At 32.8% G+C, this 21,873-nt stretch carries 15 protein-coding genes; 3 read left to right on the forward strand and 12 right to left on the reverse strand.

Annotated features, from left to right (window positions below; translation table 11 throughout):
- Positions 1 to 145 precede the first annotated feature (145 nt).
- The 6 genes from BPOF4_RS15215 to BPOF4_RS15235 all read right to left on the reverse strand — a co-directional run bounded on the left by BPOF4_RS15215 (position 146) and on the right by BPOF4_RS15235 (position 12,610).
- A complete protein-coding gene (locus BPOF4_RS15215) occupies positions 146 to 5,176 on the reverse strand; it encodes a sacsin N-terminal ATP-binding-like domain-containing protein (protein WP_012960083.1) in 5,031 nt (1,676 codons plus the stop codon).
- A complete protein-coding gene (locus BPOF4_RS15220) occupies positions 5,142 to 5,669 on the reverse strand; it encodes a histidine phosphatase family protein (protein WP_012960084.1) in 528 nt (175 codons plus the stop codon). The genes BPOF4_RS15215 and BPOF4_RS15220 overlap by 35 nt, the downstream gene beginning before the upstream one ends.
- Positions 5,670 to 5,749: 80 nt before the next feature.
- Positions 5,750 to 5,914: a hypothetical protein gene (locus BPOF4_RS22480; RefSeq protein ID WP_012960085.1), complete on the reverse strand. Its 165-nt coding sequence runs from the start codon at positions 5,912 to 5,914 to the stop codon at positions 5,750 to 5,752.
- A 343-nt stretch (positions 5,915 to 6,257) separates the two neighbouring features.
- On the reverse strand, positions 6,258 to 9,254 hold the full coding sequence (locus BPOF4_RS15225) for a type I restriction endonuclease subunit R (RefSeq protein WP_012960086.1): 2,997 nt from the start codon (positions 9,252 to 9,254) through the stop codon (positions 6,258 to 6,260).
- Between the two features lie 15 nt (positions 9,255 to 9,269).
- Complete coding sequence (locus BPOF4_RS15230) at positions 9,270 to 10,601, reverse strand: restriction endonuclease subunit S (RefSeq protein ID WP_012960087.1); 1,332 nt, start codon at positions 10,599 to 10,601, stop codon at positions 9,270 to 9,272.
- Positions 10,598 to 12,610, reverse strand: coding sequence for a type I restriction-modification system subunit M (locus tag BPOF4_RS15235; protein ID WP_012960088.1), 2,013 nt, complete (start codon positions 12,608 to 12,610; stop codon positions 10,598 to 10,600). Before BPOF4_RS15235 ends, BPOF4_RS15230 begins: the two co-directional genes overlap by 4 nt.
- Before the next feature lie 447 nt (positions 12,611 to 13,057).
- Between BPOF4_RS15235 and BPOF4_RS15240 the strand changes: the two genes are divergently transcribed.
- Positions 13,058 to 13,477 (forward strand): DUF6530 family protein, encoded by a 420-nt coding sequence (locus BPOF4_RS15240; RefSeq protein WP_012960089.1) that lies wholly within the window; start codon positions 13,058 to 13,060, stop codon positions 13,475 to 13,477.
- Positions 13,478 to 13,665: 188 nt separating this feature from the next.
- On the opposite strand, the gene BPOF4_RS15245 is transcribed toward BPOF4_RS15240, so the two are convergent.
- The 5 genes from BPOF4_RS15245 to BPOF4_RS15265 form a co-directional block, all read right to left on the reverse strand.
- Complete coding sequence (locus BPOF4_RS15245; protein WP_012960090.1) at positions 13,666 to 14,862, reverse strand: DUF3800 domain-containing protein; 1,197 nt, start codon at positions 14,860 to 14,862, stop codon at positions 13,666 to 13,668.
- A gap of 131 nt (positions 14,863 to 14,993) precedes the next feature.
- The gene (locus BPOF4_RS15250) at positions 14,994 to 15,452 is read right to left on the reverse strand and encodes a hypothetical protein (RefSeq protein ID WP_218959096.1); all 459 of its coding nucleotides are present in this window, start codon (positions 15,450 to 15,452) and stop codon (positions 14,994 to 14,996) included.
- A 32-nt stretch (positions 15,453 to 15,484) separates the two neighbouring features.
- Positions 15,485 to 16,600: an IS4 family transposase gene (locus BPOF4_RS15255; protein ID WP_012957436.1), complete on the reverse strand. Its 1,116-nt coding sequence runs from the start codon at positions 16,598 to 16,600 to the stop codon at positions 15,485 to 15,487.
- A 133-nt stretch (positions 16,601 to 16,733) separates the two neighbouring features.
- Complete coding sequence (locus tag BPOF4_RS15260; protein ID WP_158305578.1) at positions 16,734 to 16,988, reverse strand: hypothetical protein; 255 nt, start codon at positions 16,986 to 16,988, stop codon at positions 16,734 to 16,736.
- Positions 16,989 to 17,346: 358 nt separating this feature from the next.
- Entirely contained in the window at positions 17,347 to 17,619 is a 273-nt protein-coding gene (locus tag BPOF4_RS15265) for a hypothetical protein (protein WP_012960093.1), read from the reverse strand.
- A gap of 199 nt (positions 17,620 to 17,818) precedes the next feature.
- On the opposite strand from BPOF4_RS15265, the gene BPOF4_RS15270 reads away from it, so the two are divergent.
- A complete protein-coding gene (locus BPOF4_RS15270) occupies positions 17,819 to 19,000 on the forward strand; it encodes a site-specific integrase (RefSeq protein ID WP_012960094.1) in 1,182 nt (393 codons plus the stop codon).
- Positions 19,001 to 19,219: 219 nt separating this feature from the next.
- Positions 19,220 to 20,425, forward strand: a complete 1,206-nt coding sequence (locus BPOF4_RS15275; protein ID WP_012960095.1) for a site-specific integrase — start codon at positions 19,220 to 19,222, stop codon at positions 20,423 to 20,425.
- A 158-nt stretch (positions 20,426 to 20,583) separates the two neighbouring features.
- On the opposite strand, the gene tyrS is transcribed toward BPOF4_RS15275, so the two are convergent.
- A complete protein-coding gene (tyrS, locus tag BPOF4_RS15280) occupies positions 20,584 to 21,828 on the reverse strand; it encodes a tyrosine--tRNA ligase (RefSeq protein ID WP_012960096.1) in 1,245 nt (414 codons plus the stop codon).
- Positions 21,829 to 21,873 lie beyond the last annotated feature (45 nt).

Consider the following 21,873-nt stretch of genomic DNA (forward strand, 5'->3'; position numbering starts at 1 on the left):
AAAAAGGCGTTAATCCTTCTTGGATTAACGCCCTTGTTTACCACAAGACACTCTTAATTGGCTATTCTCTTTCAGTGATAATGAAAAATCATTTTCCTTAAAAAGATATTACTAACGTAAGTTTAACTACTATTTTTAATAAGGCTTATTCAATATTATTCATTTCCAAAATTATATTTTCATTTGATGACTCAATAATTGACCTAGGTATTTGAGTATATTTCCATTCAGGTTCAGTATAATTTGAGACAGAATTAGACAAATAGTTGCTTAATGACCTATCCGTTATATAATTTCCATTTACAATAGCACTCTTTTCTTTCCCACTTAATGCATTAATTAAATGATAAGTCCAAACTCCATTCATTAAAATATCCGAGGAATATGAGCTTTGACCTGTTAAACAAGATAAAAATATAGAATAATTTGGATTTTCGTTAGTATATATAACTAATTCATCATCAATAATATCCGATATATTACTTCTCTCATTTTCATCCTTAAAGATTTTGGCACAGGCATCTATAAAAATTAATGCATTATTACATTTTGATTTTTTTAAAGGATCCAATAATAACTTTGATAGTGATATAGCTGTTTCCGTTATACTAGAAGAATGCATATCATAAGTTGACAAGTAGTTTGTTACTCCATTATGGAATCCATGACCTACATAATAAAAAATAAATCGATCTTTCTCAGTTAATGAATTAAATAGCATTTTAAGATCAAATTCTAAATTCGACTTTACTGCCTCTTCATTTTTTATAACAATAATATCTTCTTCTCTTATTTTCATATGATCAATTAATACATTTTTAAATTTCTCTGCATCATCGTTAGCATATTTAACAGGGGGGATTTGATTTTGATTTCTAGGAAAATAATTTTCTATAGAAATAATAAGAGCAACGTTTTTTTCATAGTGCGGTTTACTTAATGTTGTTACTGTTTTAGGTGGTCTATTTTCTATAACATTTTGATTCCCCACACGAACATATTTATAATTACTAATTAAAATTGGCTCATCACTTTTTCCTATTTCTATAGCAAATATAATCTTTTGGTTATGTTGAGTCCAATCATACTTAATCTGTGGAACCTTTGATAATAATCTTACAGCTTCTCCTATTATCTCAACTACTTTAAATTCTATACTTATACCTACAACTTCATTTAAATGTGAGTTAACTTCTTTAATTCCAAATATTAATTTACCTCCATCAGTATTACTAAAGGCTGCTATGGTCTGTGATAATATCTGTGGAGTATATGGGACTGGGCTAAAGTCTAAAACCTTAGACTTCTTCTCTTTTAATATCTTATCTAAGTCATCTGAAATAAATTCAATGTTATTAATGGGAATTTTATTCATTCCTGTTTTCTTAAATAATTGTCCCATAGTTATCCTTCTAACACTATGTAAATCACCATTTTCACACCACAGCTCAGCATCCATATAGTCTAGAACATCGAACTCAGAAGTATAGTATAATAAAACCTTATTTCCATCAGAAGGTCTGGCAACTACCGCTATTTCATTACCATTTTTATAGATCCCTCCAATTATACTTTTAGCTATTCGATAACTATTTGAACAATCATATTCATCTAAAGTTGTTAGATAGTTTAATACATTAGTAACTGCTCTATCGACTAAACTTTCAGCATGAACTAATGCATTATATTCCGATTTAGATAAATGATAAAAAGAAGGAGGCATTTTGCTATTTTCAATTTTACTTTCTAATTCTGCAAATGATTTTAACTTATTATCATTTGTAGCTCCTAAAATTTCGCAGTCATCCTCTTTAATATGAGTAATATCAAATTCTTCAACTTCGAAATAATGCTTTATTTCTGGAATAGATGATCTTAAAAGAAAATCAATTTTTTTGTCATGACCTCTTAAATTATAATAATTACCTAAATCCCCAGATAATTTTAATAACACACTGTTTGAGTCCCATGGTTCCTTTACATAAAGTGTGTTATCCATAAAGTGAGTATAAACTACTTTAGAAAATCCTAATTCATCATAAGTAATTTTTAATTCTTCTGCTTCGTATAATTCTAAGGCATCTGTATTTTCTTCTAGCATACTTAATGTAGTATTTATCAATTCGTTACTTTCATCATTTTCAATCCAAACTTTTAAGTATGGTAAAATTTTATACAAATGGCTCTTTAACGAATATGCTGACTGTATTTCGGAATGAACTAATTTAAACTCGCTTTGTCTTAAAATTTTTACTTTAAAGCAGTTTAAAAATGTTTCTAGAGACCGATGCTGTTTATTTTCGGAGCTTAAATAAATGAACCCATATTGTTCTTGGAATACAGATTCATTTCCATCCCAATAATAATATAGACTTTTGCATTCACCGAAGAACTTTTTACTATTTAATAAACAATTTTCTTCAGACCATTTTTTCACTATTTCAAGTTGGTCCTGATTCCAATACTCACAATTATCCATAAGTTGGTGATATATTGACTGAATTCTTTTTAAATTATCTTCTTTAACTTGATTGTTATCGAGAGTGTCCATGGAAATTTGTGATAAAAGTTCTAAGTAGTCTTCAAGCTCAAGATGATTTTTTAAATTAAAAAATGATTTCCATTCTGATGAAAGCTCATTGCCCTGAAAAACTGGCAGGTATTTACCTGCGACTTCAATTATCTCTTCCGAATTAAGAAAAATTGCACTCGAGTTTAAACAATTATTCTTTACTGTAGGTAAACAATTATTGTTCTTAATAAACCAAGGAATGTAGTTTTCTATCTCATCACCACTAATTCTCCCATGACGCCCACTATATCCCCAAAATGCAAGAGCAGGTTTTTTTAATTCATTTGGAGAATATAAATCCATTATGTCTTCCCATAATATTTTGGCAACTTTAGGATTATTATTTATATTTTCAAGAAACTCAATTGAAACTATTCTTTCAAATTCATCCGCCCTAAATACAGAGTGAAAGGGTTTAAACTTTTTATCATCCTCATTAAAGTATTCGTCTTTAATTCCTTTTGATAATAATTGCTGTTTAGTATATTTGTCTGAGTAGTTTAGGAGTGAAATTCCTTCCTTAGCACCGAGTTTCTTAAAAAAACGTTTCCATTCGTCAATTTCTAATTTATTTTCACAATACTCTTCACTAATAAAAAAATCTTTCTGAATTAACATTTCTAAATCCACTCTTGGTTTATAGTAATTAGATAAATAACATTCTTTTACTGGTATTAGTGAACCCTTTTGTGTAAGGATTTTAATTTTATTTAAGTCATTTAAAAGAGCATCATCCAAAACACCTTTTCTATATAATAAAAATAAATCAGTTATTAATTTATGTGTATTTTCTAATGTTGAAATGTTTTCAATATTCGGTATTATATTTTGACGTATGTAAGTTACATCAGTTTTTTCCTTAACACCTAAATTTTCAAGCCATTTATATAACTCTCGGTTGACTTTTATAGTTTTTTGAATTGCTTCATGTAAAAACATCAGATCACTTTCAGGGTTATTCCAATTTGTATCATCGGGAGTTGGAATACATACTTGATTAGGAAAGCTTAGCTTTTGTTTGTGATTCCAAATAAAAGGAAGACTCTGCATAAATTGATCATCAAATGGTTTAGTCTTTTTATCATAAAGTTTCTTCAAATGAGAAATTAAATAAATATTTTTAAACTCATTATGTTCCACATAAAAATAAGATGAAAGAAGAAACTTACTAAATTCATTCCAAGAAAACTTAAAGGAACATAAATCATTTATATATGTTGAATAGGGATTACTTTTTATAAATTTTTTATTCAAGGATTCTTCATAATCTAAAAATCTACATACATATGCTTTAACAGCTTTTTCCCCAACAAAAGCTTTTTCAGATAAAAAAGTTGTATCTACTATAGCGTCCCTAACAGTTATTAATTCATCATCTCTTGTAAGTATAAATTTAATTTTATTAAACGCTTCTTTAATACCACTATTGAAACTATTCCCTAATTCATTTTTATATATTTCTTTTGGGATTAATTGATAACCTTGATACTTAAACTCCGAGCATACTAGCTCTGCAATCCAACGAACAATTTCAACAGGTAATGAATTAAAAATCCATTGATTCCATTTTGAATCACTATGTAATGATTCTCTATTAGCCGCAGTTAAAAAACTTGTATTTACCAAGACTGGAAGTTCATATTTAGATTCACCTGTCGGTAAGTAAGAATACAATAGATTTTCTTCTTTAGATAATTTCACTATTTCATTATCAATAATTTTTGCAGCTAAAGTAATCTCAATTTCAGTTGCTGCTGCTAATTTTTCTGGAATATTTCTATCTTCATTAAGAATTGCTCGCATACTCTCTGGTACTTTTAATGTAGTACTTTTAATTATCCATTCTGAATTGCTATGTTTATTCTCTAATTTTATTATGTTTTCACTGCTACGATCTATCAAGATCGATGAACTCTGAGGAAGTTCGAAGTTAATTTTTGAGATATTTTTTAAGAATAAGAACATATTTGTGTTTTTAGTTAAATAGTTTATGGCTTCTTCAACGTCAGCTAAATTATGTAAAGTAATAATTGTTGCAACATTGATATCTTTACTTTTTATAAACTCCCTTATCGATAAACTTACTTCATCCTCTTTTGTATATATAGGAATTATCTGCCAAGGGTATTGAAACTTCCTGCCACTTTCAGTTTCCCATTCCTCCCTAGAATATTCCCATTGCCATCTAAAATCATAGTCTCTATCAAATCTGAAATACTCACCGTTCGAATAAATTTTTACTTTATCTGACTGACCAAATACAGATTTAAAACCTATTCCCTTATAGCCTGTCTTGCTAATGTCATTTTTTTTGGTTCCATTATTTACATTACAAATCCCCATTAAATCCCGCTTATCAAAAGCTTTTCCACTATGACCAAATATCAATTCTTGACCTATGATCTTCACCCAAACTTCAACAGGATTACCCTTTTCTAAAGAATCATCAGCATTTTGTAGTAACTCATAGATGAATCTATTTGCATCAGTATATAAATCACCAGATAATGCATTTAATGAGCTTGCCTGATTTACTGCTTGTGTCGGGTTTTTATAAGAAGAATTCTCTTCAAATATACGTATAATATCTTGATAGATTGTCAATTGAATCCCTCCAAAAATGATAATCAAATTTCTTATTAAAATAATTCAATGTACATGTCATGATATTACCATGAATGCCTACTGCTACCCTTTTTCTACGATATTTAGAAACAATATGCTTCAAACCACTTATACCACGTTCTTGAACTTCTTGATTAGATTCACCACCCGAAAACCTAAAAATGGGATTATCAAACACATATTTAATGGCTTCAAGTGGTTTATCAAAATAAAAATCTCTTGCTGCTAAGTCTCTCTCTATAAAACGGGAATCCAGTTCAATTTCTTTATGTAGATACCTTGCTAGTCCTTCTACTGTTTGTATTGCTCTTACATATGGACTAGATATTACATATTGAATATCCTCTTTTATCATTTTGTCAGTAATCTTTTTTGCGGTAGCCCAACCTTTTGCAGATAACTCTCTAGTTTCTTCGTTTTCTAATGAAAAATCAGAATGAGCGTGTCTAAGAAAATATATCTCTGTATTCATTAACTCCCCACCCTTCCACTTTTACTACATATTTATCAATCCATTTAACTCTATGACTTTATCGTGACGAACTCTAACAACTAATCTTCTAGTTCTTTCAATAAATCATTTGCTTCTTTTTCAATCTGCTTTATTTTTTCTTCCCTATTTTGTTTCCTTTCTTCAATTAATTGGTTCATTGATTTTTTATGATTAATACTTCTTGGCCATTTATTCAAATTTATAATTTTCTTTCTTTCTTTCATATTTAATACCTTGCCTTTCTTAATTATTTATTTCAACCTTTACCTTAGCTACTTTCTATATCTTACCATTCAGACTCGACACCTTCACACAATACATGATTTATTGAATCCACATATTAAAAAGTCCCGCCCAAATTAATGAGCGGGTTTCTAGTTTTTTTAGATAATATTCTTAGCATAATACATCTTCTCACAAACTATTAACTAAATTAAAATTATATAGTTTGTGAGAAATTTAATAGAAGAGCGTGATAATGGCTATTTTCGCACTCTACCTTTTCTACTATAAAAATGAAGGGTTGGTAAACCATCCTACATTTTTGTTTTGCTAATTCTTATAAAGTTATCCAGCGTTTATCTCTGTATATACTTCCGCAATAATCTTATCAATAAAGTATGATTGGAATTCTTGATCGCCTAAAATTTTATGAGTGTATTTTTCATTTGCTTCCATTCGGTCGATAACAAAATCAATTATACGCTCTTTCATTGCTAATCTAAAGTTATCATATGAATTGTTTTTGGCCCTTACTTGTACATCTTCACTCTTTGTCATCGTTGACACTACTTGTTCATCAAACAATAAATCTTCTTCAGTAAATTCTGTACCAAATCGGTCATTTAACTTTTCCAATATACTAGACAACTTAGTCTTCTCATCTTCTACTGCTCCACCAGCACCATGTCTTTGTGGATCTAATTCCACGCCACCTGTTTTTTCAAGCTCGATGCTCCCTTCAAATACTTTTTGATTGCGGTAGTATTCTAGTGCCACATCATCTGCTAAATACACGTCTTTATCGTTTTTGTCACGCGGAAGCTTCCGTAGTAGGTAGTTTAAATAGATATATAACTTGTGTAAGTCTACATCGATAAACGTTGCAATTTGTAAAACGAACCCATACGTACGAGTAAACTTTGTTGCAGCTGCTTTAAAGGCCTCTTGCTCTCCTGCTGAAAGTTTTTTATAACGTTCCACACCTTTATCAATTTCTGCATTTAGCGCAGTTTGTGCTGATGTAGATTTATTTAAACCGCCATTTAGTTCTAACTCATTTACCTTCTGTACTTCTTCTTCCGTAAAGATTTGATATGGCTCTAATTCACCTTGTAAGTCATATAAAATGTTGGGATCTGTAACTTCCGAAAGACTTGTTGACTCATAATACGGTTGGAACGATGCCTTAATATCTTCTTGCTCATTTACAAAGTCTAAAACAAATGTATCTTCTTTACCCGGACAAGTACGATTTAAACGAGATAATGTTTGTACAGCTTTAATCCCACTTAACGGTTTATCTACGTACATAGTATGAAGCAATGGTTCATCAAAGCCTGTTTGATATTTCTCTGCCACTAGCAACACTTTATACTCATCTGAATTAAACTTTTCAGGCAATTCTTTTTCAGAGAATTTGTTCATATCCGGCTCTGTATAAGAAATTTCGCCGTCCTTTACAGTACCTGAAAACGCTACGACTGTTTTTAAATCATCATAACCCTTTTCATCAATGTACTTATCAAAAGCTATTTTATACCTCACTGCATGTAAACGACTCGCTGTGACCACCATTGCCTTTGCACGACCACCAATTTTACGCTTTACAAAATTCCGGTAATGTTCGATAATGATTTCCGTTTTCTGTGCAATGCTATGTGGATGCAATGACACATACTGAGCTAGCTTTTTGGTAGCTTGTTTCCTTGATACTTCTGGATCATCATCAATTGTCTTGGCAATTTTCCAGAAGGTTTTATATGTAGTATAGTTTTGTAAAACGTCTAAAATAAAACCTTCTTCAATGGCTTGACGCATCGTGTACTCATGAAAGGCACGTGGTTTTCCATCCATTCCAAGTGTACCGAATTTCTCTAATGTTTTTGGCTTCGGTGTAGCAGTAAAAGCAAAGAACGATACATTATCTTGCTTACCACTTTTCATAATGGTTTCGATAATTTGTTCATCAAGAGACTCTAAATTTTCTTCTGCAATACGATCTTCATTGTAGGCATCTTCTAATGTCTTGTCCGATAAAATATTCGTTAATGCCGTTGATGCTTTTCCACCTTGTGATGAATGTGCCTCGTCAATTATCACTGCATACTTTTTACGATCTATTCCCGCTACTTTTTCCATAATGAATGGGAATTTTTGTAGAGTGGTAATAATAATACGTGTTTCATTATTAATCGCGTTAGCAAGCTGCGCAGAATCTTTATTAATACGCTCAACCATCCCCGCTTTATGCTCTAACTGATATACAGCATCTTGTAATTGCTTATCTAATACACGGCGATCTGTAATTACGATGACACTGCTAAAAATCGATTCGTTATTTTCGTCATGCAGCTTTGCTAAACGATGGGCTAACCATGAAATTGAGTTTGTTTTTCCGGAACCTGCACTATGTTGAATTAAGTAATTATGCCCTACAAGACGTACTTTTACATCCTCTTCAAGTTTCCGCACTGCATCTAACTGATGGAATCGAGGGAATATTAACATTTTGCGTTCCTCAATTGTATCACCGTTTGAATCTAATATATCGTCTTTCTTAATAAAGACAAAACGAAATAAAATATCCAATAAACTATCAGGTGCCAATATCTCTTCCCATAAATAATGGGTACGGTAGTTTTCATATACAAGTGGATTTCCTTTTCCACCTTGATTTCCTTTATTGAATGGTAAGAAATACGTTTTCCCTTTTTTCAGCTCTGTCGTCATAAATACTTCATCTGGGTCAACCGCAAAGTACACCACTACACGTTCATTAAATTTAAACAACCGCTCATTTGGATCACGATCAAACTTTAATTGCTTCATCGCTTGTTCGACTGTCTGGTTTGTTAATGGGTTTTTCAACTCCATTACAATAAGCGGCAGCCCATTTAAAAACAGCACCATATCTACGCTATTATTATGTTTATCGCTATAGTAGACTTGACGGGCAACATTAAAACGATTTTTCGAATACCACTCATTCGTTAATTGATTCATCGTTGTAGCTGGTTTATGGTAAGCAAATTTTAATGTCACACCACGATCTTTAATCCCTTTTCGTAAACATTCCACAAGCCCTTGCTTGGATGTTTTTAGTTGCTCTACAATTCGCTTTAACACCTGCTCTTTATAATTTGGTCCATAGGACTTTTCTAATGCACGTAAAGATTTTGATTGCGTATCTTCTAAGAAAGCAAATAACTCTTCTACATCAATAGCATATTGTTTAAAAAGCGCACTTGCCTCTCCTTCAAGTACTCGCTTTTTATAACCATTTGCAATTAATGCTGCTTCAATATTCGTTTCAAATCCTTTTTCCGACGTATCCACTGCCATCTATACTCACCTCACTTAATCAAGTTCCAACTCACGCACATCAATCTTTCCTGTTACTGCTTCGTATATAAGAGATTGGCGGTATTCTTTTAACTTTTCGATTTGTTCTTTAACTAGATTAATCAAATTAAAAATCTTCATTTGCTTATTGTAAATCCATTCATTTATCTCTCTTTGTTCTTCTAAAGTAGGAGGAATTGCAAAAATCAACTCTCTTACTTGAGCAAAGTTTAAACCCTCTCGTGAGCTACCATTTTGTGCAAACCAAATTTGTTGATTAATAACATCAGAAGCCATCAACATATTGAAATAGTATGGATAAACCTTATTTTGGTTTAAACGAATAATACAAACGTGTTGATTCACATTAGCTCTACCAAAATCTTTAGGGACAATTGTTGTTCTTCCAATAGATGCACCTGTAATATTTAGCAGTATATCTAAAGGTTGGACCTGAGAAGTTTTCATTTCTTCATTGATTTCCTCTGAGATAAAAGCTAAGTCTTTTAAATGAATACCATCAAAATGAACGTTAAGGCTTCTTAAAAAAGGAATACCTTCATCAAGATAAATTTCTGCCCCCCCAGAAGGTGTTTTTCCACTCCCTACATGAATAGCGAAATGCTTAACTTTTTTTACTTCCCAATGCTCTGGGATTTCACCAATCCACTTAACTCCAGAATCTTTCATATTCATATTCGGATTTAACCCTTTTGTAACAGCTTCTGTAAGAATTGATTGACGTTGTTGTTCAAGTAATTTAATAAATTTTCCCTTTTGCTTGATTAATATATCAATATCTTTGACTTTATACTCAATGTATCTCACAATCCTTTTTTGAATTTCCAATGAAGGTATAGAAATAAACAAGTTTTCTATAACCTTCATGCCAATATTTTGTTGTGTACCGTAACTCCAACTAACTTCTACTTGCTCTCTAAAAGCCAGAGAACCAACAAAATAGTATAGATACTTTGGAATTACTATTTCTTTTTTTGCACGAATTAGTGCTAAAGGAGACCAAATGCTAAATTCCTCATCAGTGTCTACCATTGCAATATTACCAGTAGTTGCACCTGATTTAACCATGAAAATATCATCTCTTTGTGGCTTACACTTCTTAATATATTTTTCATGATCTTCTTGAGAAATATATCCCCTTTTTAAATCGAAATTTAGATTTCCGTTTTTAACTGATTCTGCAGATAGAAATGGCACACCGTCTTCTAATAATTCAGGTGTTTCATGTGGTCCATCCGTAATAGGTATGTCTAATACTCTTTTAATTTTCATAACTTGCCAATCGTAATTGACATTGTTTCTCTCTAATTCAAATAATGGTTTCATCCCATCACCTTCTCTAACTGCTCAGCAATCTCTGCCTCTAACACGCGTATTTCTTCCATAATCTCTTGTGAGCCACGTAACGCTTTGTATTTGTAGAATTGTCTAGTAAATGGAATCTCATAGCCAATTTTTGTTTTTGTTTCATCAATCCATGCATCTGGAACGTGCGGTAATACTTCACGTTCAAAGTAATCATGAATACTTTCTCTAAGCGGTACATTTTCTGTATCACGTAAGTCAGTATCCGGTTCCATCTCTGTTTTGTTTTTAATACAAGGATCAGCTGTTTCATCTTTTTCAGAAAGACCATTTAAAATGGCTTTTAATACTGGCGCACCTACTGTAATCTCTGCTTCTTTAAATGCATCTTTTAATATTTTTGTAAATGCTTCACGGTTTTTATATATCTCATCACTAGCTAAGTTGCGCAATACTTTAATAATTTGTGTTTGCAGTTCTTTTCCTGCTTCGATTTCTTTAAGCCCCGCTTCCCCTTTTTTCTTTGATGTCGCAAGATTCATGAACCCTTTTTCTTCTGTAATCTTTACAATCCGTTCTTCGTTTACTTGGAAATTTAAGCGTAATGGACGTTCTACTGTAATTTTGGCATAACCGAAATCTTCATTATCAAAGATTTTTACGTATTCTCCTTCTTGGAAATCTCCATATAAACTAACGATATTATTAATTTGTTCTTCTGTGATTTCATTCCGTTTGCTTCCCATACTTTTCTTCATTTTCTTATAGAAATCAACTGCATTGACTAACTCTACTTTCCCTTTACGTAATGGTGCTTTATTATTCGTTAAAATCCAAATATATGTGGCAATCCCCGTGTTATAGAATAAGTCGTTTGGTAATGCGACAATGCCTTCTACTAAATCGTTTTCTAACACATACTTACGAATTTCGCTTTCCCCTGATCCTGCATCCCCTGTAAATAATGGAGAGCCGTTCATAATAATCGCTAACCGTGACCCTTGTGGATTTTCAGCAGTGACAGGTTTCATTTTAGACAATAAGTTCAATAAGAATAAAAATTGTCCATCACTTGTGCGCGGTGTACCGGGACCAAAACGACCATTAAACCCCTGCTTCTCATGTTCATCAACAATAGGCTTTTGATAAGATTTCCAATCTACCCCATAAGGTGGATTACTAATTAAATAGTCAAATTTATCATATGGGAATTGGTCATTGGATAACGTGTTCCCTAATCGAATGTTCTTAGCATCCGCACCTTTTATTAAGATATCCGCTTTACAGATAGCATACGATTCACCGTTGATTTCTTGTCCAAAGAACTCTAATTGCGCGGAAAAGTTTACACTTGCTAAATATTCTTGAGCAACAGACCCCATGCCCCCCGTACCCGCTGCGCAGTCATATAGTGTTTGTGTTAAACCGGGCTTTGTTAAAATACTTGCATCATCATGCAAGAATAATAAATGCGTCATTAAACGAATCACTTCACGTGGAGTGTAGTGGTCCCCAGCTTCTGCATTCTCATTGAAGCGACGTATTAATTCTTCGAAAATGTAGCCCATTTCTACGTTAGACACTACTTCTGGGTGCAAATCAATTTCACTGAAGCGTTTAATCGTTAAATATAACAGATTGTTTGTTTCTAGCTTGTCGATCTGGCGTTCCAAATCAAAATGATCCATAATATCTCGTGCAGTTTTTGAAAAACCATTTATGTAATCACGCAAGTTATCAGCTATGTTATCTGAATCACTTAATAATTTGTTGAAATCATATTTACTTGTATTATGGAAATTTTGTTTTGCTACACGGTTTAAAATTGGCTCTCGTGCTTCCTCATTCATAGAAGCAAACTTTTCTGCTGAAGCTAATACCTCTTCTTTTGTACTATCTAATACGCAGTCAAAACGGCGCAATACAGCTAATGGTAAAATTACTTTCCCGTAATCTTCTGGCTTGTATGGACCTCGCAAAATCTCTGCAATGGACCAAATAAAACTTACTTTATCCTGAAAGTTAATCATGTTTTCTCATCCTTTAAATATATTTATATTTACATTTTACATTTATTGAGTAGTTCTTAAAAGCTTTATCAATGTTAGCTAGAATCCTCAGCAGACGGAGGTAATTTTCAACTAGTGCTAACTTACATTTGGAAAAACCTACTAGTCTATTCTACCGATAAAATTTTTGCCTCACCAATATAAAGCACATATTTTTGAACATAAGTATTGATTAGGCTTAACAGCCTAATCTACAGCACTAGGAAATAATGTTCAATACTTTGAAGTATTGAACACGCTACAACTATCAATCTTATACTAAACCTAATTAATTCAACAAAATCTTCATTTATATCATTACTAAGAAAATTACTAAATCAATCACTAATTTCTTTACTAATTTAATTACTTGACGTTTTACTGAATCATTTAGTAATATGTACTTAACAGAAGTAAGGAGTGATTAATATGGAAGCACCTCGTCATTTAGCTCATAAGCCTGTTTATACAATTGATAATTATAATCAGAAGGATGGAAAAAATAATCCTGACACTACTGATGCACAGGCTTTAACGATTGGTAACGCACAATGGAACGATGATGAAATTTCCGCTAAGGTTTGGAGACATACAACTGGCGACGAAAGCACAGGCAAGTGGAGCAGACAAAGTGAAGAATTACCTTTGCACCGACTCATTGACCTCAACATTCTTCTTGCAAACGTTTTGGCTGATCTTCAGGGAGAAACTGTTGTATCAGAGGATGTAAAATTGCTGAACCTTAACAAAAGAAAATTGGTAAAAGGATTTATTGAAGGGAATAAAGATATTCTTTACCCACGTTTGAATGAATTACGACGCCTATTAAACGAGATAAAGTTACCATAATCAGATACTTAATAAGAGTGACTCTTTGAGCAAAGAAAGCATAAAAATGGACTGAACACCAAAAGTTCAGTCCAAAAAGCTTTAATTAATTCATAATAACGGTCAGAAGTAATTTAAACATACCCATTTAAATTCAAGTTTTTACACATTATTATGCCTTTGTGTAATTTAAGGTATGAGGATTATTTTCACTTATGAAAATCAAAGAAATCATTTTGTTGCAGATTCCATCTTCTATTATTCTTAATTGCCTTATCAAAGTCTCTTTTAATAATCATGTGATAATCCTTTGCTTGCATATTGGCTTTGGGGTTAAGTGATAATATAAACTTCCTTTCAAAATTGTATGGAGCATACCAATTCCATACGGTTGCTTTCTCTTTAATGTAAAAATCATGTACGGTTACAAGTGATTTAAGAAGTTCTTTTTCAATTTTCTTTAAGTGGCTCATCTGAGAAACTAAATAAAAATATTTGGATGTAAATCCACACATTAAATCAGCTGCTTGAATACAAGGCTCTTCTATAGAATTCCTTACAGTGATTGACTTAATGTGGGGGAATCTACTAAGCCATATAACATCATTATTATTATATACAATTGGTGGTTCTTCTTTGAAAAAGACCTCTTCTATTTCTTTAAAAATTTCTGAATACCCTCGAAGACTATCATGATAAACTCTTACCGAAATATTTCTGTTATTAGAATATATCTCTACATTTCTTAATATCTCAAGCAACATTGTTTGAGTTAAAGTAATTCTATTTTTAAAAGTTCCGTTTTTAGTAACAGTTTCAAACTCATCAATCATACTAAGATAATTTTCTTCCGTAAGATTTCTCAGTGAATTTGCAACTTGTTGATGTCCCTCTTTTTCAAATATTGATATTAGACCTAAATTAATTTTACTTAATTTATCAATTGGAATAGTTCCATTCTTAATTAAAATTGCAAAGGATTCTAGTATCGTTTTATCTTGATGATTAAATATACAATTTGCTAAAGCCTTCTTTAATTCTACAGGATGAGTTAAATATTCATTTACATAAGGATTGTATTCACAATCAAAAAAAGTCTCGACGATTTTAGCAGCTACCATGAACTTCTTATCAGCAACTATAAAAAAAGGAATGGCAGAAAATTCATCAATCAATTTATGATAAATACTAGCAAACAACTCCAAACCACCTGTTCTCTTAAAGACATTCTTTGATTTAAGTTCTACAGCTTGTTCTTTTGATATAATACTATTCAAGTAGGTTTCGACCAAATCTAGCTTCACATTTGGAACAAGCCACCCTCCATATGTAAAAAATGGCTGGTTATCATTTAACCAATCTGTTCCAGTATTTCCGCTTTCATCAATAAAAAGTGTTGCTTCCATTCATATTCTCCTTATGGGTTACTAGAAAAATTCTTAAGTACCCATTCGATAATTCTAAACCTATTCCTGCTTAGTAAATATTTAGTCAGGATGTTGAAAAATTGTTGAACAAGCCGCCCTTTACGAGTGTCTTATTCAAGATAAATCTTTCTAATTCTGGTCTTTGAAGGATCATACTTATTAACATATTCTACATATTTTTCTATAACCTCATATAACATAACTGCTTTTTTGGCCATATCAAAAAAATTATTATCAATGAAGTCTAAAATATCATCAATAAAAATGTGGGCCAAATCATTACGATTGTTTAAAATTCCTCCTATTTCTTCGACTAAATCCTCATCGCTCAAAAGGTACATATTCATCGAGTGATATTTTTCTTCACTTGTAGTATTAGGATCGTATCTAAAATAGGTATAACTTATAGCCCTTGCAAACCTTTTAAATAATTCAGCTAAAACCACTAGTGTTGCATAAAACCCTATAATTATAGTAAGAATATTCTGTCTATATTTCACTCTGGTAAATGAGCTAAAAAGACAATCCAAAGCGAGAGGTGGCACTGACCATTTGGTAAAAATATACATTTAATACTTAAGCAACATCGACTAGTACATGTTTACGGACTTCCTCTTTGCTCAATGAACCTGAACCATGTTCTTGCTGGTCTCCACATAGTTGCCTTGAGCCATCGGGTAATCCGTAATAATGTAGGTTTTCCTTTGGCTTCAAGTTGAACGAGTACATTGAGGCAATACGTAATTAACGCAAGGAAAATTTGATTGTGTACAGCTTGTTCGCTGTATCCAAAAAATGTTTTGATTTCGACGTGCTGCTTTAACCATTTGAAAAATAACTCTATTGCCCATCTTGAACGGTATAGATCGCCTATTTCTTCCGCTTTTAAGTCAAAGCGATTCGTGATTAAACGTATTGGATTCCCTTTGGAATCAACTGTTTCAAGGATTCGAAATACATTTTCAGTACGCTTTTGTGTTGTACCGATGTACGCTATTTTATCCGTTGTAATCGGACTTCCTTCAGGTAAAGAATAGGATTCAACCTCTCTTATGACGGCATTCTTTTTCAGTCTTGAGAGAAAAAAGATTCCTTCATCAAAGTAGCGATCAAACCGTTGATAGTCGATATATCCACGATCAAACACATACATGGCATCTTTGTCATCAACGAGAATCTCCAATTGATTCCGATCGTGTTCAACGGCATTTGTGATAACCGCTTTATCAGGATAGACCGTATCTTGATCGACAAAAACTAATCTAAGATGAAGTTTGACACCACCCTTGCTCTTCCGAAATGTAGCCCAGTTACAACGGGTGAGATTTAGCGGCAGGGTGCTTGAATCAATAATTTTTAAAGGAAATGGTGACTGATATTGGTTGGTTTTCATCTGAATCTGCCGAACTAATTCAAGAAAGACGATGGAAAACAGCGATGAATCTATAGCCCTGTTTTTACGAGAAAGCTGAGAAACACTGATTGATTTGATCCCCAGTTCTTTCTGTAAGTTTTCATCGGCTAGTTCTGCATTCAACGCATGAAGGCTTTCCACTTGTTTCAAGTGTGCATAGAGAAATAGTTTTGTAAAAGAGGACGTTGATAATTTCTTCTTATACTTATCTAGTCCATCTTTTTTTACTTGTTCATCAAAAAGTTTCATATTTATGGGTGCAACCCATTTACCAAATGAAGATAATCGTGTATTCTTGTCCATAGCGGATATCCTTTACGTTGGATTTGGGCAGGAACCACCTGTACTTCCATTGTAAAGGATTTTTTTGTGCGCTCATGAACTGAAATTTGAATATTGGGTGTATTTTGAATCTTGAAATAATATTAATGCAACACTAGTGAGCTAAAACAATAAATTTATATCTTATTGCATCTTCCATAGGGCTGTTTATCATATGTGGCATATCCATTATATATTTTTGGTAATTGTCACCTTCTAATTCTTTAACCATTTTAAATATGATTTCTACACTAACTCGAAATCTTCCCTTTATGTATTCTCTTGACTTTAATATCTCTAAATTCTCACTCATTGGGTTCTCAACACCATTCCTGTAGAATATCCTCCTAAAGTATACCAAAAAATCCAAAATTATTGATTAAGTTTATATTTCTTATTAAAAAGGCAAAGAGATAAGATACATTATTGAAACAACAAACTCTATAGAACTTTTTGATAAATAAAAGTGAGCAAAGCATCTACAAACTTTGCTCACACTAAAAATATCCTTATTGTTAATTTACTTCTCTTACACGATTAATCTCGATAATATCATCCATCGAAACCTGATATACATTGTATAGTGTCCTTCCTAGATTAACTGTTCTTTTTTTGTTGAGACCTATTAATAAAGCTTCTTTCAACACCTCCCACTTTTCACCAATCTCTTTAATGTGTTCAGAGCTATTTTTTCATAGTGTTCCTTACATCATCCTATAAAGTTGTTACTACCATTCCTCAATTATTTCTTCTATAACCCTCTTTGCCTCTTCCCAATAATAAAATCTTTTTCTAACCTTCGTTTTTTCAATTAGTTTAAATCGGGGATCTTTTAAAAATTCCTCCTCTAAGAAACGACGAGACATAGAACATTTTTTACTCAAGGTTTCAACATCTACCAAAAATAAACTTTCATCTATTTGTACATCAATTCTTTTTTGAATGTATTGCTCGATGGACTTGTTATCCAATTCAATATTTACGTTTGCTTGTGCAATCACAATCTCACCCTCTTTTAGACTTGTTTATCTACTTCTACTGCAGCATTGGATTTTGCTAAAAGCATATTACCACCGCAAACTTCCTATTCGAATAGCTTTAATAAACAAAAAAAATTTTTTCGAGGGGTTAAAATACCGAAAATCTCAAAGTATCATATTGTAGCTTAATTAACCAAAATCATAGAGAGGAAGAAAAGAAATGAAACTGCACAAGTCAAAAAAAGACCCAGAACTTTATTGCTACTTTGAAAACGGAAAAAAGAAATGGATGTACCGTCATAAATATTACGACCAATATGGGAAACGAAAAGAGAAAAAGAAACGGTTCGATACGGAGAAAGAAGCATACCAAGCTCTGTTAAAATTAAAAGTTGATACACTAAAAGGGGCATTCAAACAGGTTCAATTCTCTAACTATACAATTGCTCAATGGTTTGATACATGGTTTGAAACTTACAGCAAAGATTGGGAAATTAGTACTCGTATCCAAAGAGAGTCGGCTATACGACTGCATATTAAACCACTCCTTGGCAACTATAAATTAGCTGATTTAAGTAAATCCATCTACAAAAAAGAGTTCGTTAATAAACTTCTTGAAAGTAAAAAATCTAGTACAGTAGAGACATTTCATAAGATTTTTAAAATAGGCATTAATGCAGCTGTTGAAGAAGAAATTATTCCTAAAAATCGTTTTACCAAAATCACAGTTCAAAATAAAACAGAAAAAAACTTCATTGAAAACGCTCAAGAAAACTATTTAGAGCCTCATGACTTGATTAGAATGTTGAAGACGGCAAAAGAAAGTGAAAATATCACTAACTATTCTTTACTTTACCTTTTAGCTCACACTGGACTAAGAAGAGGTGAAGCAAACGGCCTGCGTTGGAATGATATAGATTTTGAAAATCAAAAACTTACTGTGGATAGGACAAGGGATAATAAAGGGAAACGTCCCCCAAAGACAATTAATAGCTATCGTACAATCGATATTGACAAATCTGTTATTGACCAGTTAAGTAAATATAGAACTTGGTGTAAAGAGACGAAACTTTCATTTGGAAAACATTTAAAAATTGATGATTTCATCTTTATTTCTTATCAAACAGGAGAACCCCTATCAGATAATACTATCAATAATGCTTTAGATAGAGTGGTAGAAAAGGGAAACATTAAAAGGATTACACCACATGGACTTAGACACACTCACGCAACAATTTTATTAAACGATAGTGAAATGAGACTTAGTACAAAAGATGTGGCAGATAGACTAGGAGACACGGTAAGAGAAATAGATGAAACTTATCACCATGTCTTACCGAAACGCCGGCGAGAAACAGCAATAATTTTTACTGATATATTATCCTCCACTAAGGTAATTTAACCACATCTTTTAAACGCTCTACATTTAAGGAACTTCTTAACTGAAGTTCCTTTTCTTTATTTATAGAGTTATTTATCAAAACAAACTCTTGAAGACAATTTCAATCTGTTCAATTATACTTAATTAGTAAGAAGCAAATGAAGATACATATAGATAGAACCTTTTTTATTCTCTTACTTCTTTCTATCCCTTCGCCCATGCCAAAGAAAGGATAGGAATATGAAGTATACTAAATCTAAAAAAGACCCCGAACTTTATTACTCCATAAACGATAAAGGTGAAAAGCGCTGGATGTTTCGTCATAAGTATTATGATTCTTTCGGAAAGCGTAAAGAGAAAAAGAAGCGGGGGTTCCTTTCAGAAAAGGAAGCATATCAAGCATTATTAGAAGTAAAGACTAATACTGCTCAAGGTGCAATTAAATTAGTAGAGTTTTCTAATTACACCGTTGCTGAATGGTTTGACATTTGGTTCGAGACACATCAGCTGGATTGGAAGCCTACCTCACGCTTGCAACGGGAAATGGCTATTCGACTTCAGATCAAACCCTTATTAGGCAATTACAAACTTCAAAAACTGGACAAAACAACATACAAACAGGCGTTTATTAACCCGCTACTCAAAAAGTATAAAGTCGAAACTGTAAAGCTTTTTCATCGATTATTTAAGATTGGAATTAATGCAGCTGTAGACGATGAAATACTAGCACGAAATCGCTTCACCAAAATTACAATTCGCGATGAAAAGTCTGAACTTCTTTCTACGAAAGGGAATATAAACGAAAACTTTTTAGAAGCGCACGAGTTGAATAAGTTGTTAGCCACTGCAAAAGAGCATGAAAACATCACAAATTACACTTTCTTTTTACTGTTAGCATACACTGGTTTGCGACGTGGTGAAGCTTGTGGACTACAATGGGATAATATTAACTTCACCAAGAAAACATTAACCGTGGAACGAACAAGGGACAATAAAGGAGTACGAACCCCCAAAACCCAAAATAGTTATCGTACGATCTTAATTGATGAAGTTCTAGTACAACAATTAATAGTGTATAAAAATTGGTGTAAAGAAACTAGACAAAAGTTTGGACACCATTTGAAGAATGATGACTTTATATTTCTCTCTTATCAAACTGGTGAACCAATCACCGATAATAGTGTTATTTATTCTTTAAGGCGAGTGGTTAAAAAAGCTGGCATAAAACCAATCACTCCACATGGGTTAAGACATACTCACGCAACTCTTTTACTCAGCCAAAGTAAACGTGCTGCGAGTGTAAAAGTAGTTGCTGAACGGCTAGGAAATACGCCACAAATGATATTAGATATATACGGTCATACATTTCTGGACCTAGAAGAAGAAACTGTTCAATTATTCTCAGAAAGTTTAAGTGGGGCCAAAAGTGGGGCCACTTCTGAATAACACTGGTGTAAGCGTTGGTATATCAAGGGTTGAGTGATTCGTTGAATTCTACTCTCGTTAATCGCTTCAAAAAAGACTCTGGGATCTCCCGGAGTCTTTTTTATTTGACTAAATAAAAAAGAAGAACGCATTCCCCGTTCTTCTTTTTTTATCTTCTATTAATGTGTTACAAGCTTAGCAAATTTACGCTTACCTACTTGAACGATTAGTCCATCTTCTATTTTAATTTGGGCTTGAACATCTTCTACTTTTTCTTCATTTACTTTAACACCGCCATTTTGAACCATACGACGTGCCTCTCCTTTAGAAGACATCATCTTCAATTCAACCAGCAGCTCAACAACCCACACAGCGTCTTCCCCGCTCCACTTCACTTCAGGGATGTCTGTTGGGAGGGTACGCTTTTGAAAAACTGTTTGGAAGTAGCTCTTTGCTTCATCAGCAGCATCTTTTCCATGGTACATTTCCACAAACTTAGCACCTAGATTCATCTTTGCATCTCTTGGGTGTACTGAACCATTCTTGATCCCTTCTTCTAGAGCATTGATCTCATCCATAGGAATATCTGTTGCCAGCTTGTAATATTTAATCATTAATTCATCTGGAATCGACATCGATTTACCAAAGATTTCATTTGGCGACTCATCAATACCAATGTAGTTGTTAAGGGATTTAGACATTTTTCTTTCTCCGTCAAGCCCCTCAATTAACGGCAAAGTCATAGCTACTTGCTTCTCTTTGCCATATGCCTCTTGAAGTGTACGTCCCATTAAAAGATTGAACTTTTGATCCGTTCCTCCCACTTCAATATCAGACTCTAACGCCACGGAATCATATCCTTGCATTAATGGGTAGAAGAACTCATGAATGGAGATCGGCTGACCAGATTTATATCTTTTCTCAAAATCATCTCTCTCAAGCATTCTAGCTACTGTCATATTAGCAGATAGACCGATAACATCCTCAAATGATAAAGCTTTGAGCCATTCTGAATTGTAATAGATCGTTGCTTTTTCCATGTCGAGAATTTTTCCGTATTGCTCTACATACGTCATTGCATTACGTTTTACATCTTCATCACTTAATTGCTTTCTAGTTTCAGATTTCCCAGTAGGATCACCAATTCGTCCGGTAAAGTCACCGATAAGCATTTGGATTTCATGACCTAGTTCTTGGAATTGACGCAGCTTGTGCAGGGGAACCGTATGTCCAAGGTGAACATCAGGCGCAGACGGATCCATCCCTAGCTTAACTTTTAACGGCTTACCTGTACGAACCGATTTTTCAATCTTCTTTTTTAATTCATGTTCTGGGGTAATTTCTACCACGCCACGTTTTAGAATCTCTAATTGACGTTCTACCTCTTGTTCTTGTTCTAGTGTTAACTTCGTTTCTTCACTCATTTCATGCTGCCTCCTTTATTTAAATAACCCTTTTTCATCATGTTA

This window comes from Alkalihalophilus pseudofirmus OF4, assembly GCF_000005825.2.
In the GTDB taxonomy this organism is placed as follows: domain Bacteria; phylum Bacillota; class Bacilli; order Bacillales; family Bacillaceae_D; genus Alkalihalophilus; species Alkalihalophilus pseudofirmus.

Bases quoted from the DNA above. Each gene is read 5' to 3' on its own strand.
- BPOF4_RS15220 (WP_012960084.1), bottom strand. From the start codon at position 5,669: ATGAATACAGAGATATATTTTCTTAGACACGCTCATTCTGATTTTTCA.
- BPOF4_RS22480 (WP_012960085.1), bottom strand. From the start codon at position 5,914: ATGAAAGAAAGAAAGAAAATTATAAATTTGAATAAATGGCCAAGAAGT.
- BPOF4_RS15225 (WP_012960086.1), bottom strand. From the start codon at position 9,254: ATGGCAGTGGATACGTCGGAAAAAGGATTTGAAACGAATATTGAAGCA.
- BPOF4_RS15230 (WP_012960087.1), bottom strand. From the start codon at position 10,601: ATGAAACCATTATTTGAATTAGAGAGAAACAATGTCAATTACGATTGG.
- BPOF4_RS15235 (WP_012960088.1), bottom strand. From the start codon at position 12,610: ATGATTAACTTTCAGGATAAAGTAAGTTTTATTTGGTCCATTGCAGAG.
- BPOF4_RS15240 (WP_012960089.1), top strand. From the start codon at position 13,058: ATGGAAGCACCTCGTCATTTAGCTCATAAGCCTGTTTATACAATTGAT.
- BPOF4_RS15245 (WP_012960090.1), bottom strand. From the start codon at position 14,862: ATGGAAGCAACACTTTTTATTGATGAAAGCGGAAATACTGGAACAGAT.
- BPOF4_RS15250 (WP_218959096.1), bottom strand. From the start codon at position 15,452: ATGTATATTTTTACCAAATGGTCAGTGCCACCTCTCGCTTTGGATTGT.
- BPOF4_RS15255 (WP_012957436.1), bottom strand. From the start codon at position 16,600: ATGGACAAGAATACACGATTATCTTCATTTGGTAAATGGGTTGCACCC.
- BPOF4_RS15270 (WP_012960094.1), top strand. From the start codon at position 17,819: ATGAAACTGCACAAGTCAAAAAAAGACCCAGAACTTTATTGCTACTTT.
- BPOF4_RS15275 (WP_012960095.1), top strand. From the start codon at position 19,220: ATGAAGTATACTAAATCTAAAAAAGACCCCGAACTTTATTACTCCATA.
- tyrS (WP_012960096.1), bottom strand. From the start codon at position 21,828: ATGAGTGAAGAAACGAAGTTAACACTAGAACAAGAACAAGAGGTAGAA.